Raw genomic sequence first — 14,595 nt, 5'->3', positions numbered from 1 at the left:
ACGATGAGCAAGAAAATCATGATCCTCCCGGGCGACGGTATTGGCCCGGAAATTGTCGAGCAGGCGGTCGCGGTACTGAAAACTGCCGACGAAAAATTTGGCCTGAACCTGGAATTTTCCCAGGGCCTGATCGGTGGTGCTTCCATTGATGCCCATGGCGAACCACTGACCGATGCGGAACTGGCCAAGGCCGGCGAGTGCGATGCGGTACTGCTGGGTGCCGTAGGCGGCCCGAAGTGGGATACCCTGGATCGCGCCATTCGCCCGGAAAAAGGCCTGTTGAAAATTCGCAGCGGTCTCGGCCTCTACGCCAACCTGCGTCCGGCCATTCTGTATCCGCAGCTCGCCGGCGCTTCCTCGCTGAAACCGGAAGTGGTTTCCGGTCTGGATATTCTGATCGTGCGTGAGCTCACTGGCGGCATCTACTTTGGTGAGCCTCGCGGTATCCAGACGCTGGAAAATGGCGAAAAGCAGGGCTTCAACACCTATGTGTATAAAGAGTCCGAAATCGAGCGGATTGCCCGCACTGCATTTGAAGCAGCACAGAAGCGTGGTGGCAAGCTGTGCTCCGTCGACAAGGCCAATGTGCTCGAAGTGACCGTGCTGTGGCGCGAGGTGCTGGACCGCCTGGCTCCGGAGTATCCGGATGTCGAGTTGTCCCATATGTATGTCGACAACGCTGCCATGCAATTGGTGCGTGCGCCGAAGCAGTTTGACGTTATGGTTACTGGCAACATGTTCGGTGACATTCTGTCGGATGCCGCCGCCATGCTGACTGGTTCCATCGGCATGCTGCCGTCGGCCTCCATGAACGAAACCGGTTTTGGCCTGTACGAACCCTGCCACGGTAGTGCGCCGGATATTGCAGGGCAGGGCATTGCCAACCCGCTGGCGACCATCCTGTCAGCTGCCATGATGCTGCGTTATTCCCTGGACATGGGGCAAGCCGCAGACGCTATCGAGGCGGCGGTCAGCAAGGTATTGGATCAGGGACTGCGCACCGCGGATATTTATACCGAAGGCTCGAAGAAAGTATCCACCGCGGAAATGGGCGCAGCAGTGGTGGCCGCTTTCTGATTATCCAGTGCACCACTCGTTCGTTACCCCGGTCGCTTGTCGTCAAGACGGCAACGCCGTACCGGGGCCCGGAAATTTATAGAATCGACAGGATATTGAAATGAACAAGGTAGGATTCGTAGGCTGGCGCGGTATGGTCGGCTCTGTTTTGATGGGTCGCATGCTGGAAGAAAACGACTTCGCGCATATCGCCGAGCCGGTATTTTTCTCCACTTCCAATGCTGGCGGTAAAGCGCCGGAGATTGGCAAGGACGTTGCGCCGCTGAAAGACGCCTACGACCTGGATGCGCTGGCCGAGCTGGATGCTGTCGTCAGCTGTCAGGGTGGTGATTACACCAAAGAAGTATTTGCCAAGCTGCGCGAGAAAGGCTGGCAAGGTTACTGGATCGACGCGGCTTCCAGCCTGCGTATGAATGACGATGCCATTATCGTGCTCGACCCGGTAAACCGCGACGTGATTGACCGCGGTATCGAATCCGGTGTGAAGAACTACATCGGCGGCAATTGCACCGTGAGCCTGATGCTGATGGGTCTCGGTGGCCTGTTCAAGGAAGGCCTGGTGGAGTGGATAACCGCCCAGACCTACCAGGCCGCGAGTGGTTCCGGTGCCAAGCACATGCGCGAGCTGATTGCGCAGATGGGCACTATTCGCGATGGCGTTGCCAGCGAGCTGGCGGATCCCGCCAGCGCCATACTGGAGATCGACCGCAAGGTTGCGGAAAACATGCGCAGCAGTGATTTCCCCACCGCGCAGTTCGGTGCGCCGCTGGCGGGCAGCCTGCTGCCGTGGATCGATACCCAGCTGGAATCTGGCCAGAGCCGCGAAGAGTGGAAGGCGCAGGTCGAAGCCAACAAGATTCTGTCCACCGACAGCACCGTACCCGTAGACGGTACCTGTGTGCGTATCGGTGCCATGCGCTGTCACAGCCAGGCGTTTACCGTAAAGCTGAAGAAAGATCTGCCGCTGGAAGAAATCGAGAGACTGATCGGATCCGCCAATGACTGGGTAAAAGTGGTGCCCAACGACCGCGAAGTAACCCTGAAAGAGCTGACCCCGACCGCCGTGACCGGCAAGCTGGACATTCCGGTCGGTCGCTTGCGCAAGCTGAGCATGGGGGGTGAGTACCTGAATGCATTCACCGTCGGCGACCAGCTACTGTGGGGGGCCGCTGAGCCCCTGCGTCGCGTATTGCTCATCCTGTTGGGCAAACTGTAAGTTTTTTGCCCTAATTCGCCGCCCCGGCCCCGGGGCGGCTTCCCCCCGCTCTCTCCACGAGTATAATCCCCCGCATTTTTAGGCTGTTTATTCGCCGAACTGGCGCAGAAGCAACCGAATCAGGTCGTGAGAATTCAATATGACAGAGTCCACCCGGGAACTGGTGATCGTTGGTGTTGGCAGTGCGCCGTTTGATGCGCTGCTGGAGATCCTGGAGGAGCGGAAAACAGTGACTCCGGCGGAGTTGAAGCTGCTGGCGGCAGACGAGGCGGAGGTGGATCCGCAAGTGTTCGCTAACCGCAGTGTGCCGGTACAGTCACTAAAAGAGTTTGCTTTCACCCCGGAGCAGGTTGTCTTATTACTGGCAGCGGGTGAAACCGCAACCGCCGCGCTGGCGAAGGCAGAAAGTGCCGGGGCCTGGGTGGTCGATGCGGCGGGCATCAGCCGTGGTGACGAGAGTGTGGCGCTGGTGCACCCGCTGCTCAACCCGGCCCTGTTGAATGAGCGGGACGAGCAGGACCGCAAAGTAATTGCGGTACCCGGCGCCGGTGCGGCAATGCTTGCCGAAGCCCTGTACCCACTGAAGTCCCAGCTGCAGTCGGTAGAGGTGGTGCTGAACCAGCCGGTTTCCGCACTGGGTAAACGCAGCGTGGATGCCGCTGCGGCACAGACTGCGCGCCTGTTTAACGGGCAGGAGCCGGAAGTGGATGAGACCACTGGCCAGCGCCTGGCGTTCAACCACCTGAGCTCTGCGGAAGCGCCACTGGAAAGTGGCCACAGCTTCAGCGAGCTGGCGCTGATACTGGAGTTGCGCCGCTTGCTGGGGGAAGAAGTTGCACTGGATGCCACGGTCAACACCGCATCGGTGTTTCATGGCCAGCTGGCCAACCTGAGTGTGCAGCTGAAAGACGAGCAGCCTCTGGACACCGTGCGCGGTTTGCTGGCCAATGGGGTGCGGCTGGAGATGCGCGAGCGCCCTTCGGCGCAGGATGCGGTCGGTAGTGAAAATACGCTGCTGGGAAGGTTGCGCAGCGGCCTGATCAATCCGCGGCAGGTTGTTTTTTGTGCGGCATCCGACAATTTGCGCAAAGACGTGGCAATAAACTGTGTACAGATTGTCCACTTGTTGCTAAAAACCCATTGATATTTAATACTTAGCGGCCTTTCTGAAGGTTTCTCCTTAACTTCGCCTGCACGCAGGCGGCCGCATTGCCTGGGGGGCAGTGCCGCGAAAAGTGAGAAGTCGTCGATAGGCCAAGTCTTTTTCGGGGGGCGTTTCTTTCGCTTGAGAGTTTCGCCGGAGAGTGGAGCCTGGTGTCTTAGCACTGGTTCTTTTGAGTAATTTTTGTGCAGGTCGATGGCTGCACAGACCCGGTTTCTGCCTGATTTTTGCGCAGATTCTGGTGTGATTCTAACAATAAAGGGAATCGGATATGCGTGTGCAAAAGCTGGCACTAGCGGTAGGTCTGGTCAGCGCACTGGGTGGCAATGGGGCTCTGGCGCTCGGTCTGGGTGAGATCAAATTGAACTCAACCCTGAACCAACCTCTCAATGCGGAAATCAATCTGCTTCAGACTCGCGGCCTTGGTGAAGGTGAGATCAAGGTTCGTCTGGCCAGCACGGAAGATTTCGAGCGTGCCGGTGTAGACCGCGCCTACCTGCTCGATGAGCTGCGCTTTGACGTGGACTATTCCAGTGGTCAGCCGGTTGTCCGTATTTCCAGCCGTTCCCCGATTCGCGAACCATTCCTGAATTTCCTGGTAGAGACCCGCTGGCCCAGTGGCCGCCTGTTGCGGGAATACACCCTGCTGATGGATTTGCCGGCATTCTCTACCAATACCGCCTCCCAGCCAGTGCGCGCCGCTGAACGTGAGCGCCAGCAGGTGCGCCGCGAAGCGCCGGTGCAGAAGCCGTTGCAGCCCATGGTTCAGCGCACCCCGGAGCCGGCACAGCCGCCAGTGCAGGCACCAGTCGAGCAGCCGGCCCCAGAGCCGGAATCCGAAGCGCCTCAAGAGACGGTAGCGACGGAACCTCAGCAGCCCGTCTATGAAGCGCCGGCTGAGGAGCCGATTGGCATTGAGCCTGAAACCGTTGCGGACACTGGCAGCCGAGTGTATGGCCCGGTGGAAGCCAACAAGACCCTGTGGGAAATCGCGCGTGATAGCCGCGAAACCCGCGACCTTTCCGTGCAGCAGACTATGCTGGCGATCCAGCGCCTCAACCCCGAGGCGTTTATCAACGACAATATCAACCTGCTGAAGAAGGGTGCAGTGCTGCGCCTGCCTACCGCGGAAGAGGTGCGCAACCTGTCCCTGACGGAAGCGGTGTCCCAGGTTGCCACCCAGAACGACGCCTGGCGCGAGCGCGTGGGTGAAACGGATGTAACCGGTGCGCCGCTGGACGGCCGTGCCGCAGTAGAAGAAACCGTCGAGAGCGACGTGCTGGAAGGACGTGTATCCCTTGGCGCGCCCGGGGATAACGAATCTGTCCTGTCCGGCACCGGCAGTGGTGCCGGTGAGAGTGACGCGCTCGAAGGCGAGCTGGCGGTGAGCGAGGAAGAACTCGACAAGTCCCGCCTGGAAAACGCCGAGCTGCAGGACCGCCTCGGTGAGCTGAACGAGCAAATTGACACCATGGAGCGCCTGGTCGAGGTCTCCAACGATGAGCTGCAAGCGGTACAGGCTGCTGCTGAACAGACGGCCGATGCCTCGGAAGCCGGTGATGTAGCTTCCGACCTCGTCGCGGAAGAGGAAATCGGTTCCGAAGCCGTGCTGGAAGACCTCTCTGAAGAGGGCGGCGAGCTGGCTGCAGAAGAATTCCTGATTGATGAGCCTTCCGAAGAGGCGATCGAAGCTGATGCAGCCGTAGAAGCGGTTTCTGATAGCGCCGAGCAGCCGGAAGCCGTGGTCGAAGAGGAAGATGCCTCGCGTAATCGCGTCGTGGTCCAGACCCGCTCCGAGCCGACGCTGGTTGAGCGGGTCATGGATAACCTCGTTCCGATCGGCATTGGCGCTGGCGCCATACTGGTTGGCCTGTTTGCCTTCTTCACCTGGCGCCGCCGCAAGGAAGAAGAGGAGGCTATTCGCCAGGTAGAAGCCGAAATGGCCGCTGAGCGGGCGCTGGCCGATGCTCCGGAGCTGACAGAAGAGGAAGACAACCTCGTCGCCGTCGAGGCGATGGAAGCCAATGAAACTTTCGACCTGGACCAGTTGGGCGAAGTGGAGACCGACGATCCGGTAGCGGAAGCGGAAATCCACCTGTCCCTGGATCAGTACCAGGAGGCTGAAGCCAAGTTGCTGGCAGGCTTGAAGGCGGCACCGGCAAATATTGATGCACGCTTGATGCTGCTTGAGGTTTATGCAAACCAGCAAAACGGCGAGCAGTTTGATGACCACTACCGTCAGTTGCTGGGTTACAGCGATGGCCCGGCAGCGGATCGCGCTGCGCGTCTGCGGGAAACCATTGTCGGGATTGCGCCATTTGAGGCTCCCGAGAACGATTTCTCCAGCGAGTCCCTGGAGGCTGCGCAGCTCGACGATATGGGCGCAGACTTTGATGCTGAAGCCAGCTTTGACGATCTGGACGAGTTCTCTACAAGCAAATCCAGCAGTGTCGGCGAGCGCGAAGAGGCGGACGACGACTTCGGCATGCTGGATGATCTGTCCCTGGACCTGGACGACGTTGGTGGTGCCAGCCCGGAGACCGGTGCGCAGCAGGAGAGCGACTCCGAAGAAGAGTTTTCACTGGATCTCGATCTGGGTGACGATCTTGAGGGCGATCTGGGTAGCGATTTCTCGCTGGACGCCGCCGCTGAGACGCACGGTCAACAGGGCGCCGCGGAGCAGGAGGCCTCGTTTGATCTGGAGCTGGACGCCGGCCTCGAAACCGATCTGAGCGCAGAGCCTGCGACCGGAGAGGAAGACTTCGACCTCGGCGACCTGGACCTTGATAGCCTCGACGGCCTGGACCTGGATTCCGGTTTTGATATCGAGACCAGCAGCACTGCTCAAGAAACTGAAACTGCCGCTCTGGATATGGCGCCTTCTGTGGATGCCGCTTCCCAGAGTGTTCCCGCCGAATCAGCGGAAGAGGGTGGACTGGAGTTTGATCTCGACCTGACGCCGATGGATGACGAAGGTGAGCTGGAGGGGGCTGCGGCTTCGCCGGAAGCGCAGGACGATGACCTGGAAAGCTTCGGTGACGATCTCGACGGCCTGGATCTCGACTCCATCGACCTTGGTGACCTGGATATCGAGGGCGACGATTTCTCTGCGGCGAACACTGCTACCGGCGCGAAATCCTCCGGCTTTGAGCTCGAGGGCGACGACGATATCGCGGTTGCGGAAGCCTCCAAGGCCGAGGTGCAGCCGGCCAAGCCCGCTGCAGATGATGCAGAGCTGGGTGACCTGAGCTTCAATCTGGAAAGTGACCTGGACTCTGAGCTGAACCTTCTGGAAGGCAGCGACGAAGTCAGCACCAAGCTGGAGCTGGCCCAGGCCTATCTGGATATGGGTGACAAAGACGGTGCCCGCGAAATTCTCGGCGAAGTCGTTGAAGAGGCGGCCGGAGAGCATCAGCAGCGCGCCAGGGATATGCTCGAGCGCATGGGCTGAGATCCCGATTTTTACTACGCTGTCTACAGCGACAACACTTTGACCCCGCCATGTGCGGGGTCTTTCTTTTTTGGGGCCTTTTTTTCTGCCCCGGGTGTAAAATTCCCGCACATGATGAACACGATTTACCACTACAAGCCAAACGGCGAAGTGCCTCCTGGCGAGCAGTTGCCAGAAGGGCTGCGGCGGGTCGCACTTGGGGTGGAGTACTGCGGTACCCGCCTGCGCGGCTTCCAAAAGCAGAAGCACGACTCACTCACGGTGCAGGAAACCCTGGAAAAGGCCATTTCCAGAGTTGCTGCAGAACCGGTAACCCTGGTGTGCGCCGGACGCACCGATGCCGGGGTGCACGCCACCAGCCAGGTTATCCATTTCGATACCCGCGCCCAGCGGCCCACCAAGGCCTGGATACAGGGCGTGAATACCCAGATGCCGTTTGATGTGCGGGTGCACTGGGCCCGGGAAGTGCCGGCACAGTTTCACGCGCGCTTCTCTGCGCGCAATCGCACCTATCGTTACCTGATTCACAGTGCACCCACCCGTAGCGCACAGGCCGCCAGCGAGGTGACCTGGACCGATCGCACCCTGGATATGGCGGCCATGCGTGCAGGGGCCAGGCATCTGATCGGTGAGCATGACTTCAGCAGCTTCCGTGCCGCCCAGTGCCAGGCGCGCTCGCCGGTACGCCGGCTTACGCGGCTGGATATCGGCAGGGTCGGGGAGTTGATTGTTCTGGAGGTCAGCGCTACCGCCTTCCTGCATCATATGGTGCGTAACATCGCCGGCGTGTTGATGGCAGTTGGTCGCGGCGATCGCAAGCCGGAATGGGTGCGCGAGGTGCTGGCGGCGCGGGACCGGACCGCCGCTGGTGTCACGGCGCCACCCCACGGTCTTTATCTGGTGGATGTGCAATATCCGGGGGAGTTTACGTTGCCGGAGCGCGCGCCGGGTCCTTTACTGGTGCCGCTGCCCTTGGGTGCTATTGGTGGTGATGTTCCACCAACGTGACGGCTGCGTTTCGCCAAATCCTTTGATCTGCTAGTATCGCGGGCTCTCCGATTTTTCTCTGCTGCCAGCACTCGGGACTATTTTTTGGTGGATTGAGTGGCGGTTCCCGATGGGGCCTGATCTGTCTGGCAGTCTCGGCGGTATATGGATTATGCGCGTAAAGATCTGCGGAATTACCAGTGTGGAAGACGCCCGTCTGGCAGTAGAAGCCGGCGCAGACGCGCTCGGACTGGTGTTTTACCCCCCAAGCCCACGCAATGTCTCCCCGCAACAGGCGGCGGAAATCGCGCGAGCGGTATCGCCGTTTGCGGTGCTTACCGGCCTGTTTGTGGATGCGCATCCCGCGCAGGTAGAAGCGGTGCTGGATCAGGTGCCGCTCAATCTGTTGCAGTTTCACGGCAACGAGAATGCCCCTTACTGCCGCCAGTTCCACCGCCCCTACATCAAGGCTCTGCGCATGAAGCCGGAGCTGGACCCGCTGGAAGCCATGGCGGCGTTTCCGGATGCCCGCGGAATCCTGCTGGATGCCTACCGCAAGGGTGTCCCCGGTGGCACCGGTGATACCTTTGACTGGCAGCGCGTACCCCAGGGCAGTGGCCGGCAGATTGTCCTCGCCGGGGGGCTGAATCCGCAAAACGTCGCGGCCGCGATCGCCGAGGCGCAGCCCGATGCCGTGGATGTGAGCGGTGGTGTCGAGGCCGCACCGGGGCGTAAAGATGCGGCCAAGGTACATGAATTTATTCGCGCTGCGCGCGCCGCTGAATCCAGCGGCGCGCGCAGTACAGAATTGACACAAGGAGTTTGAGCTGTGAGTAAACCCACATCCCCCATTGATTACGGGGCCTATCCCGATGCCCGTGGGCACTTCGGCGAATTTGGTGGACGCTTCGTATCGGAAACCCTGATCAGCGCTCTGGATGAGCTGCAGGAAATGTATCAGCGTCTGAAAAACGACCCCGAATTCCAGGCTGCGTTCGATTACGACCTGGCCCACTACGTCGGGCGTCCGTCCCCTCTGTACCTGGCGGAACGGCTGACCGCCGAAGCGGGTGGCGCGCGTATCTGGCTCAAGCGCGAAGACCTCAACCACACCGGTGCCCACAAGGTAAACAACACCGTGGGTCAGGCGCTGCTGGCGAAACACAGTGGTAAAAGCCGGGTGATTGCCGAGACCGGCGCCGGTCAGCACGGTGTGGCCACCGCGACAGTTGCTGCCCGTCTGGGACTCAAGTGCGCCGTTTACATGGGGGCTGAAGACGTCAAACGCCAGTCGCCCAATGTGTACCGCATGAAGCTGCTGGGGGCAGAAGTGATCCCGGTGGAGTCCGGCTCGAAGACCCTGAAAGATGCCATGAACGAAGCCATGCGCGACTGGGTAACCAACGTGGACGATACGTTTTACATCATCGGTACCGTTGCCGGCCCGCACCCCTACCCGCAGCTGGTACGTGACTTCAACTCTGTCATTGGTCGCGAAGCGCGCCGCCAGAGCCTGGAGCAGTTCGGCCAGTTGCCGGATGCACTGGTCGCCTGTGTGGGCGGCGGTTCCAACGCCATTGGCCTTTTCCACCCGTTCCTCGAAGATGAGTCGGTAAAAATGTACGGCGTTGAAGCCGGCGGCGATGGGCTGGAAACCGGTCGTCATGCGGCACCGCTGAACGATGGTGTGCCGGGTATTCTGCACGGCAACCGTACCTACCTGATGGAAGATGAAGACGGCCAGATCATCGAAACCCATTCAGTGTCTGCCGGTCTCGATTATCCCGGGGTAGGCCCGGAACACGCCTGGTTGAGAGATATCGGCCGTGTTGAGTACGTCACCGCGAATGACGAAGAAGCCCTGGCGGCTTTCCGCAAGCTGACCCGCAGTGAGGGTATTTTGCCCGCACTCGAGTCCAGCCACGCCGTCGCCTACGCTCTGAAACTGGCCGCGACCATGCGCCCGGATCAGAATATTGTCGTGAACCTGTCTGGGCGCGGCGACAAGGATATTTTCACTGTGGCCGCCATTGACGGCATTGAAGTGTAGGGAGTGACACGGTGACTGAAGAGCAGAATAGAATTGACCGCCGCTTCGCCAAGCTGCGTAGCGAAGGGCGCAAGGCGCTGGTGACATATATTGTCGCCGGCGATGGCGGGCTGGAAAATACCGTAGACCTGATGCATCAGCTGGTGGCGAGTGGCTCCGACCTGATCGAACTGGGAGTACCTTTTTCCGACCCGATGGCGGAGGGCCCGGTGATCCAGAAAGGACATGAGCGCGCGCTTGAGCACAAGGCCTCGCTGCGGAAATGCCTGGCGCTGGTGAAAGAGTTCCGCAGCGACGACGCGGACACCCCGGTGATCCTGATGGGCTACGCCAACCCTATCGAGAAAATGGGAGCCGAGCCGTTTGCCGATGGCCTGAAAGACGCCGGTGCCGATGGCGCGCTGACCGTGGATCTGCCGGCGGAAGAGGCGGGTCCGCTCAGTGAGCTGCTGAACGCGCGCAACCTGCGTAATATTTTCCTGCTGACGCCCACCACCAGTGATGCGCGTATTGCCGAGATCACCCGCCTTGCCAGTGGCTTTGTCTACTATGTATCCCTGAAAGGCGTAACTGGCGCAGGCCACCTGGACCTGGATTCCGTGCGTGAAAACCTGGCCAGGATTCGCCGCCATACCGACCTGCCGCTGTGTGTGGGCTTCGGTATCAAGGACGGTGCTTCCGCCAAAGCGGTGAGTGCCGATGGCGACGGTGCCGTGGTCGGGAGTGTGCTGGTTTCCGCGGTGGGTGAATCCACCGACAGTGCTGCGGCCAAGGATCGTGTCGGTGCGCTGGTCTCGGAGATGCGCTCGGCGTTGGACAGCTGAGGCGTCACCCGGGTGTTGGCCAGAAAGCCCGAATGCGCGGCTTATCTGGCCAAGAGCAATTTTTTTGAAAGTGGTTTAATTCGCGGTTTTAGGATTGCCAGTCATTTACGCTACGTGCTGAATGTGGGCCCCAGGCCCTGGCAACTTCAACTCTGCAAGCATCGGATTTTGGAAACAGAATGAGCTGGTTAGAAAAAATTGTTCCTTCGGTAATTCGTACCGAGCGTCGTGCCGGTTCCAGCAAGGTGCCGGAAGGGGTGTGGAAAAAGTGCGTGAAGTGCGATTCCACCCTTTACTTGCCGGAGCTTGAGCGCAACCTGGATGTGTGTCCCAAGTGTGAGCACCATTTTCGTATTGGCGCCCGCCGCCGTCTGGATATGTTCCTGGATACCGAACACCGGGAAGAGCTGGCTACCGATGTGGAGCCGGTGGATCGTCTGAAATTCAAAGACGTGAAGAAGTACAAGGATCGTCTGACCCAGGCCCAGAAAGCGACCGGTGAGAAAGACGCGCTGGTTGCGATGCAAGGCTTGCTGGAAGGTAAGCCGTTGGTAGCGGTGGCGTTTGAATTCGCATTCCACGGCGGCTCCATGGGCTACGTGGTGGGCGAGAAGTTTACCCGCGCGGCGCAGCGTGCGCTGGAGGAAAATATTCCGCTGGTGTGTTTCTCGGCTACCGGTGGCGCGCGGATGCAGGAGGCGCTGATCTCGCTGATGCAGATGGCAAAGACGTCAGCGGTGCTGGAAAAATTGCGGATGGCGGGCGTGCCCTACATCTCGATCATGACGGACCCGGTATACGGCGGTGTTTCCGCTTCCCTGGCGCTGCTCGGCGATATCAATGCGGCGGAGCCTGGAGCCCGCGCCGGTTTTGCCGGCCCGAACATCATCGAGCAGACCATTCGCCAGAAGCTGCCGAAAGGTTTCCAACGCGCGGAGTTCCTGCTGGAGCACGGCGCCATCGATATGATTATCCCCCGTGCAGAGATGCGCAATACGGTTGGTCGTTTGCTGGGTAAGCTTACCAATAACTGATCTTACATTCTTGATTTCGGGGCCCCGGCAGCAAGTTCTGTGGCGGCGCCCCGGTATCGCCGGCCTAGCATCAACTTGTGTGCTTCGTGCAAGCCGTCATTTCTCTTAGTTTTCCTGTTTCCCTTCCTCCGACTAAAATCCCCTCATCTGAATATGCACCGGTGATCCTATGCGTGACCTCCAATCCTGGCTCTCTCGCCTGGAACAGTTGCACCCCACTGAAATAGAACTCGGCCTGAAGCGGGTTGCTCTGGTTGCCAGCGCACTCGATGTGCAGACTCCCGCGCGGCGGGTGATTACGGTGGCGGGAACCAACGGCAAGGGCAGCTGTGTGCGTACCATGGAGGCGTTGCTGCGCGCCGGGGACCACTCGGTGGGGGCCTACAGTTCCCCCCATCTGTTGCGCTTTAACGAGCGTATCCGGATTGATGGGCAGGAGGTGGATGACGCGCAGCTGATTGCTGCATTCGAGGCGGTAGAGCGGGCGCGGGGTGAGACCAGCCTGACATATTTTGAGTTCACTACGCTGGCCGCACTCTGGCTGTTCAAGCAGGCGGAGGTGGAGTTTGCGCTGCTGGAAGTCGGTCTTGGCGGCCGCCTGGACGCGGTAAATATTGTGGACCCGGATATCGCCATCATTACCACAGTAGCGGTGGATCATGAGGCCTGGCTGGGCAGCGACCGGGAGGTGATCGGGCGTGAAAAGGCGGGGATACTGCGTGCAGGCAAGACGTTTGTGTGTGCGGATCCACTGCCGCCGGCTTCGGTGATCGATGTGTCCGGCAAGCTGGGGTGTGACGGGTATTTTATTGGTCGCCAGTTTTCTCTGGTGGGGGGCGAGTACCGCCTGGAGGCGGAACCTGAGTTAGTGCTCGGGTTGCCCGAGTTGCACCTGCCGCCCGCCAGTGTCGCTGCGGCGATTACGGCGCTGGCCCTGTCCGGAGAGCTTCCCGGGGCGGAAGAGGTATGCGCTGTGCTGGAAAACCTGCAGATGCCGGGGAGATGCCAGGAGCTGGAATGGAAGGGGCGCAGACTTGTGCTGGATGTGGGGCATAACCCGGCGGCCGCAGAGTATCTGGCTGAATGGCTGCGGCGCCATCCGGGGGCGGGGCGTACGCTGGCGTTGTTTGCGGTAATGGCGGACAAGGACCTGGGCGGGCTGATTGCTCCCCTCAAATCCTGTGTCGACCAGTGGTACCCGGCACTGTTGCCGGATAATCCCCGCGCGGCGAGCGCTGAACAGACCGAGGCCGGTCTGGCGGCAGCAGGCGTGACGGGGGATGCTATTTCTGCTCCCTGCATGCCAGTGGCGGCACAGCTGGAGCGGGCTGTGGGGAAATTGGACAGGGACGACAGGTTGCTTGTATTCGGTTCTTTCTTTACCGTTGCAGAAGTACTCCAGCTCACAAGAGATCAACAAGATGGCCAGCCGGGACCGTGACTCCGACTCTTATTCCCCGAAAAGCCGGCGTGGTACGCGCCGCCTGAACGATGGGGTCAAACAGCGCATTGTGGGGGCGCTGGTATTGGCGGCCCTGGCGGTGATCTTCCTGCCGACGCTGTTTGACCGCGAGGGCGCGCGCTACATTGATGTGACCAGCCAGATCCCCCCCGCGCCAGATATCAAGCCAATCACCATCGCCGAGCCGGAACCGGTCGAGGACGTAGAGCCCGCGCCGCCGGTGGACCAGGTGTTCCAGCCAGAGTATGTCGAGCAGAAGACGGCGGCGCCGGATCCTGAATCGGTCTCGCTTGAGCCGCCCCCAGAGAAGGCGAAGGCGGTAGAGCCGGAGGTCGCTGCCGCCAAGCCCGCGCAGGAAGCGGAGCCGAAATCCGCGCCCGAATCGCACGTTCAATTGCCCGCCGAGGAAACCCAGCTGGATGACAAGGGGTTGCCTGAAGGCTGGGTGGTGCAGGTGGGGGCCTATAAAGAGGCCGCCAGCGCCGAGCGAATCCGCAGTAAGTTGATGGATGCTGGGTTTCGGGCCTACACGCGCGCGGTGGATACCCCCAAGGGCCGCCTTGTACGGGTGTTTGTCGGACCCAAGTTAAGCCGTGTGGACGCCCAGTCGGACAAGCAGAAGCTGGATAAGCTGCTGCAAGCCGAGACCCTGATTCTTCGCTACCGGGCCTGATACCAGCCCGGTTGGAGCGACCCTACCATGAGTCCCTTTGCACGGGTTTTGGTGAACTGCTTCACGGGCCCCGGTCGGTAAGTTAGAATGCGCGCTCTTCGCGGCAGCCGCCGCGTAGCAGGTAGGGTTGAATGAACTGGGCTGACTGGACCATTCTGGCAATCGTCGCCATCTCCACGCTGATCGGCTTGAGCCGAGGCTTCGTGCGCGAAGTCCTGTCGCTACTCACGTGGGTGGCCGCATTCGTGGTGGCGATGATGTTTCGCGACCAGCTGGCACCACTGCTCTCAAACCTTGTCGATACACCTTCACTGCAGGCCATAGCCGCCTTTGCCATCCTGTTTATTTTCACCCTGCTGGCTGGAGCCGGCCTGAATATGACCCTGTCCGCCTTTGTGGAGGCCACCGGGCTATCGGGCACGGACCGGGTGCTGGGGATGGTTTTTGGTTTGTTTCGCGGCTGCATCATTGTGATGGCGCTGCTGATCTTCGCTCCGGCGCTGGCACCGGTGAATGAAGATGGCTGGTGGCAGGAATCGACACTGATACCGCATTTTCTCGAATTTGAGGATCGCGCGCGCGAAGCGGCAGGCGCGATCAAGGATTTCTTCGCAGGGCAAATTGAATGATCGTTGGGCTGCGGGATGCAGCGCAGGATC

12 protein-coding genes are annotated in these 14,595 nt (G+C 60.3%); all 12 read left to right on the top strand.

All coding sequences use genetic code 11. From position 1 onward, the window contains the following. Positions 1-3: 3 nt before the first annotated feature. The gene (leuB, locus tag GTQ55_RS11900) at positions 4-1,077 is read left to right on the top strand and encodes a 3-isopropylmalate dehydrogenase (protein ID WP_161858934.1); all 1,074 of its coding nucleotides are present in this window, start codon (positions 4-6) and stop codon (positions 1,075-1,077) included. A 100-nt stretch (positions 1,078-1,177) separates the two neighbouring features. Next, complete coding sequence (asd, locus tag GTQ55_RS11895; RefSeq protein WP_161858933.1) at positions 1,178-2,293, top strand: aspartate-semialdehyde dehydrogenase; 1,116 nt, start codon at positions 1,178-1,180, stop codon at positions 2,291-2,293. Between the two features lie 139 nt (positions 2,294-2,432). Then, positions 2,433-3,437 carry an aspartate-semialdehyde dehydrogenase gene (locus GTQ55_RS11890; protein WP_161858932.1) on the top strand — a complete coding sequence of 335 codons (1,005 nt, stop codon included), beginning with the start codon at positions 2,433-2,435 and terminating at the stop codon, positions 3,435-3,437. Between the two features lie 289 nt (positions 3,438-3,726). Beyond that, a complete protein-coding gene (locus GTQ55_RS11885) occupies positions 3,727-6,906 on the top strand; it encodes a FimV/HubP family polar landmark protein (protein ID WP_161858931.1) in 3,180 nt (1,059 codons plus the stop codon). A gap of 111 nt (positions 6,907-7,017) precedes the next feature. Further along, positions 7,018-7,914, top strand: a complete 897-nt coding sequence (truA, locus tag GTQ55_RS11880; protein WP_375791532.1) for a tRNA pseudouridine(38-40) synthase TruA — start codon at positions 7,018-7,020, stop codon at positions 7,912-7,914. Between the two features lie 151 nt (positions 7,915-8,065). Next, positions 8,066-8,719, top strand: coding sequence for a phosphoribosylanthranilate isomerase (locus GTQ55_RS11875; protein WP_161858930.1), 654 nt, complete (start codon positions 8,066-8,068; stop codon positions 8,717-8,719). A 3-nt stretch (positions 8,720-8,722) separates the two neighbouring features. After that, complete coding sequence (trpB, locus tag GTQ55_RS11870) at positions 8,723-9,943, top strand: tryptophan synthase subunit beta (protein WP_161858929.1); 1,221 nt, start codon at positions 8,723-8,725, stop codon at positions 9,941-9,943. A gap of 11 nt (positions 9,944-9,954) precedes the next feature. Then, the gene (gene trpA, locus GTQ55_RS11865) at positions 9,955-10,767 is read left to right on the top strand and encodes a tryptophan synthase subunit alpha (RefSeq protein ID WP_161858928.1); all 813 of its coding nucleotides are present in this window, start codon (positions 9,955-9,957) and stop codon (positions 10,765-10,767) included. A 179-nt stretch (positions 10,768-10,946) separates the two neighbouring features. Continuing rightward, a complete protein-coding gene (gene accD / locus GTQ55_RS11860; protein ID WP_161858927.1) occupies positions 10,947-11,801 on the top strand; it encodes an acetyl-CoA carboxylase, carboxyltransferase subunit beta in 855 nt (284 codons plus the stop codon). 169 nt (positions 11,802-11,970) lie between these two features. Next, entirely contained in the window at positions 11,971-13,242 is a 1,272-nt protein-coding gene (gene folC, locus GTQ55_RS11855; RefSeq protein WP_161858926.1) for a bifunctional tetrahydrofolate synthase/dihydrofolate synthase, read from the top strand. After that, complete coding sequence (locus GTQ55_RS11850; protein WP_161858925.1) at positions 13,223-13,936, top strand: SPOR domain-containing protein; 714 nt, start codon at positions 13,223-13,225, stop codon at positions 13,934-13,936. Before folC ends, GTQ55_RS11850 begins: the two co-directional genes overlap by 20 nt. A gap of 131 nt (positions 13,937-14,067) precedes the next feature. After that, the gene (locus tag GTQ55_RS11845; RefSeq protein WP_161858924.1) at positions 14,068-14,565 is read left to right on the top strand and encodes a CvpA family protein; all 498 of its coding nucleotides are present in this window, start codon (positions 14,068-14,070) and stop codon (positions 14,563-14,565) included. The last annotated feature ends 30 nt before the right edge of the window (positions 14,566-14,595 follow it).

This window comes from Microbulbifer hydrolyticus, assembly GCF_009931115.1.
Taxonomy (GTDB): Bacteria; Pseudomonadota; Gammaproteobacteria; order Pseudomonadales; family Cellvibrionaceae; genus Microbulbifer; species Microbulbifer hydrolyticus.
Note: the sequence above shows the minus strand (reverse complement) of the source record. Positions and strands in the feature narration are given on the sequence as shown.

Coding starts and splice junctions, on each gene's coding strand:
- leuB (WP_161858934.1), top strand. CDS start 4: ATGAGCAAGAAAATCATGATCCTCCCGGGCGACGGTATTGGCCCGGAA.
- asd (WP_161858933.1), top strand. CDS start 1,178: ATGAACAAGGTAGGATTCGTAGGCTGGCGCGGTATGGTCGGCTCTGTT.
- GTQ55_RS11890 (WP_161858932.1), top strand. CDS start 2,433: ATGACAGAGTCCACCCGGGAACTGGTGATCGTTGGTGTTGGCAGTGCG.
- GTQ55_RS11885 (WP_161858931.1), top strand. CDS start 3,727: ATGCGTGTGCAAAAGCTGGCACTAGCGGTAGGTCTGGTCAGCGCACTG.
- truA (WP_375791532.1), top strand. CDS start 7,018: ATGATGAACACGATTTACCACTACAAGCCAAACGGCGAAGTGCCTCCT.
- GTQ55_RS11875 (WP_161858930.1), top strand. CDS start 8,066: ATGCGCGTAAAGATCTGCGGAATTACCAGTGTGGAAGACGCCCGTCTG.
- accD (WP_161858927.1), top strand. CDS start 10,947: ATGAGCTGGTTAGAAAAAATTGTTCCTTCGGTAATTCGTACCGAGCGT.
- folC (WP_161858926.1), top strand. CDS start 11,971: ATGCGTGACCTCCAATCCTGGCTCTCTCGCCTGGAACAGTTGCACCCC.
- GTQ55_RS11850 (WP_161858925.1), top strand. CDS start 13,223: ATGGCCAGCCGGGACCGTGACTCCGACTCTTATTCCCCGAAAAGCCGG.
- GTQ55_RS11845 (WP_161858924.1), top strand. CDS start 14,068: ATGAACTGGGCTGACTGGACCATTCTGGCAATCGTCGCCATCTCCACG.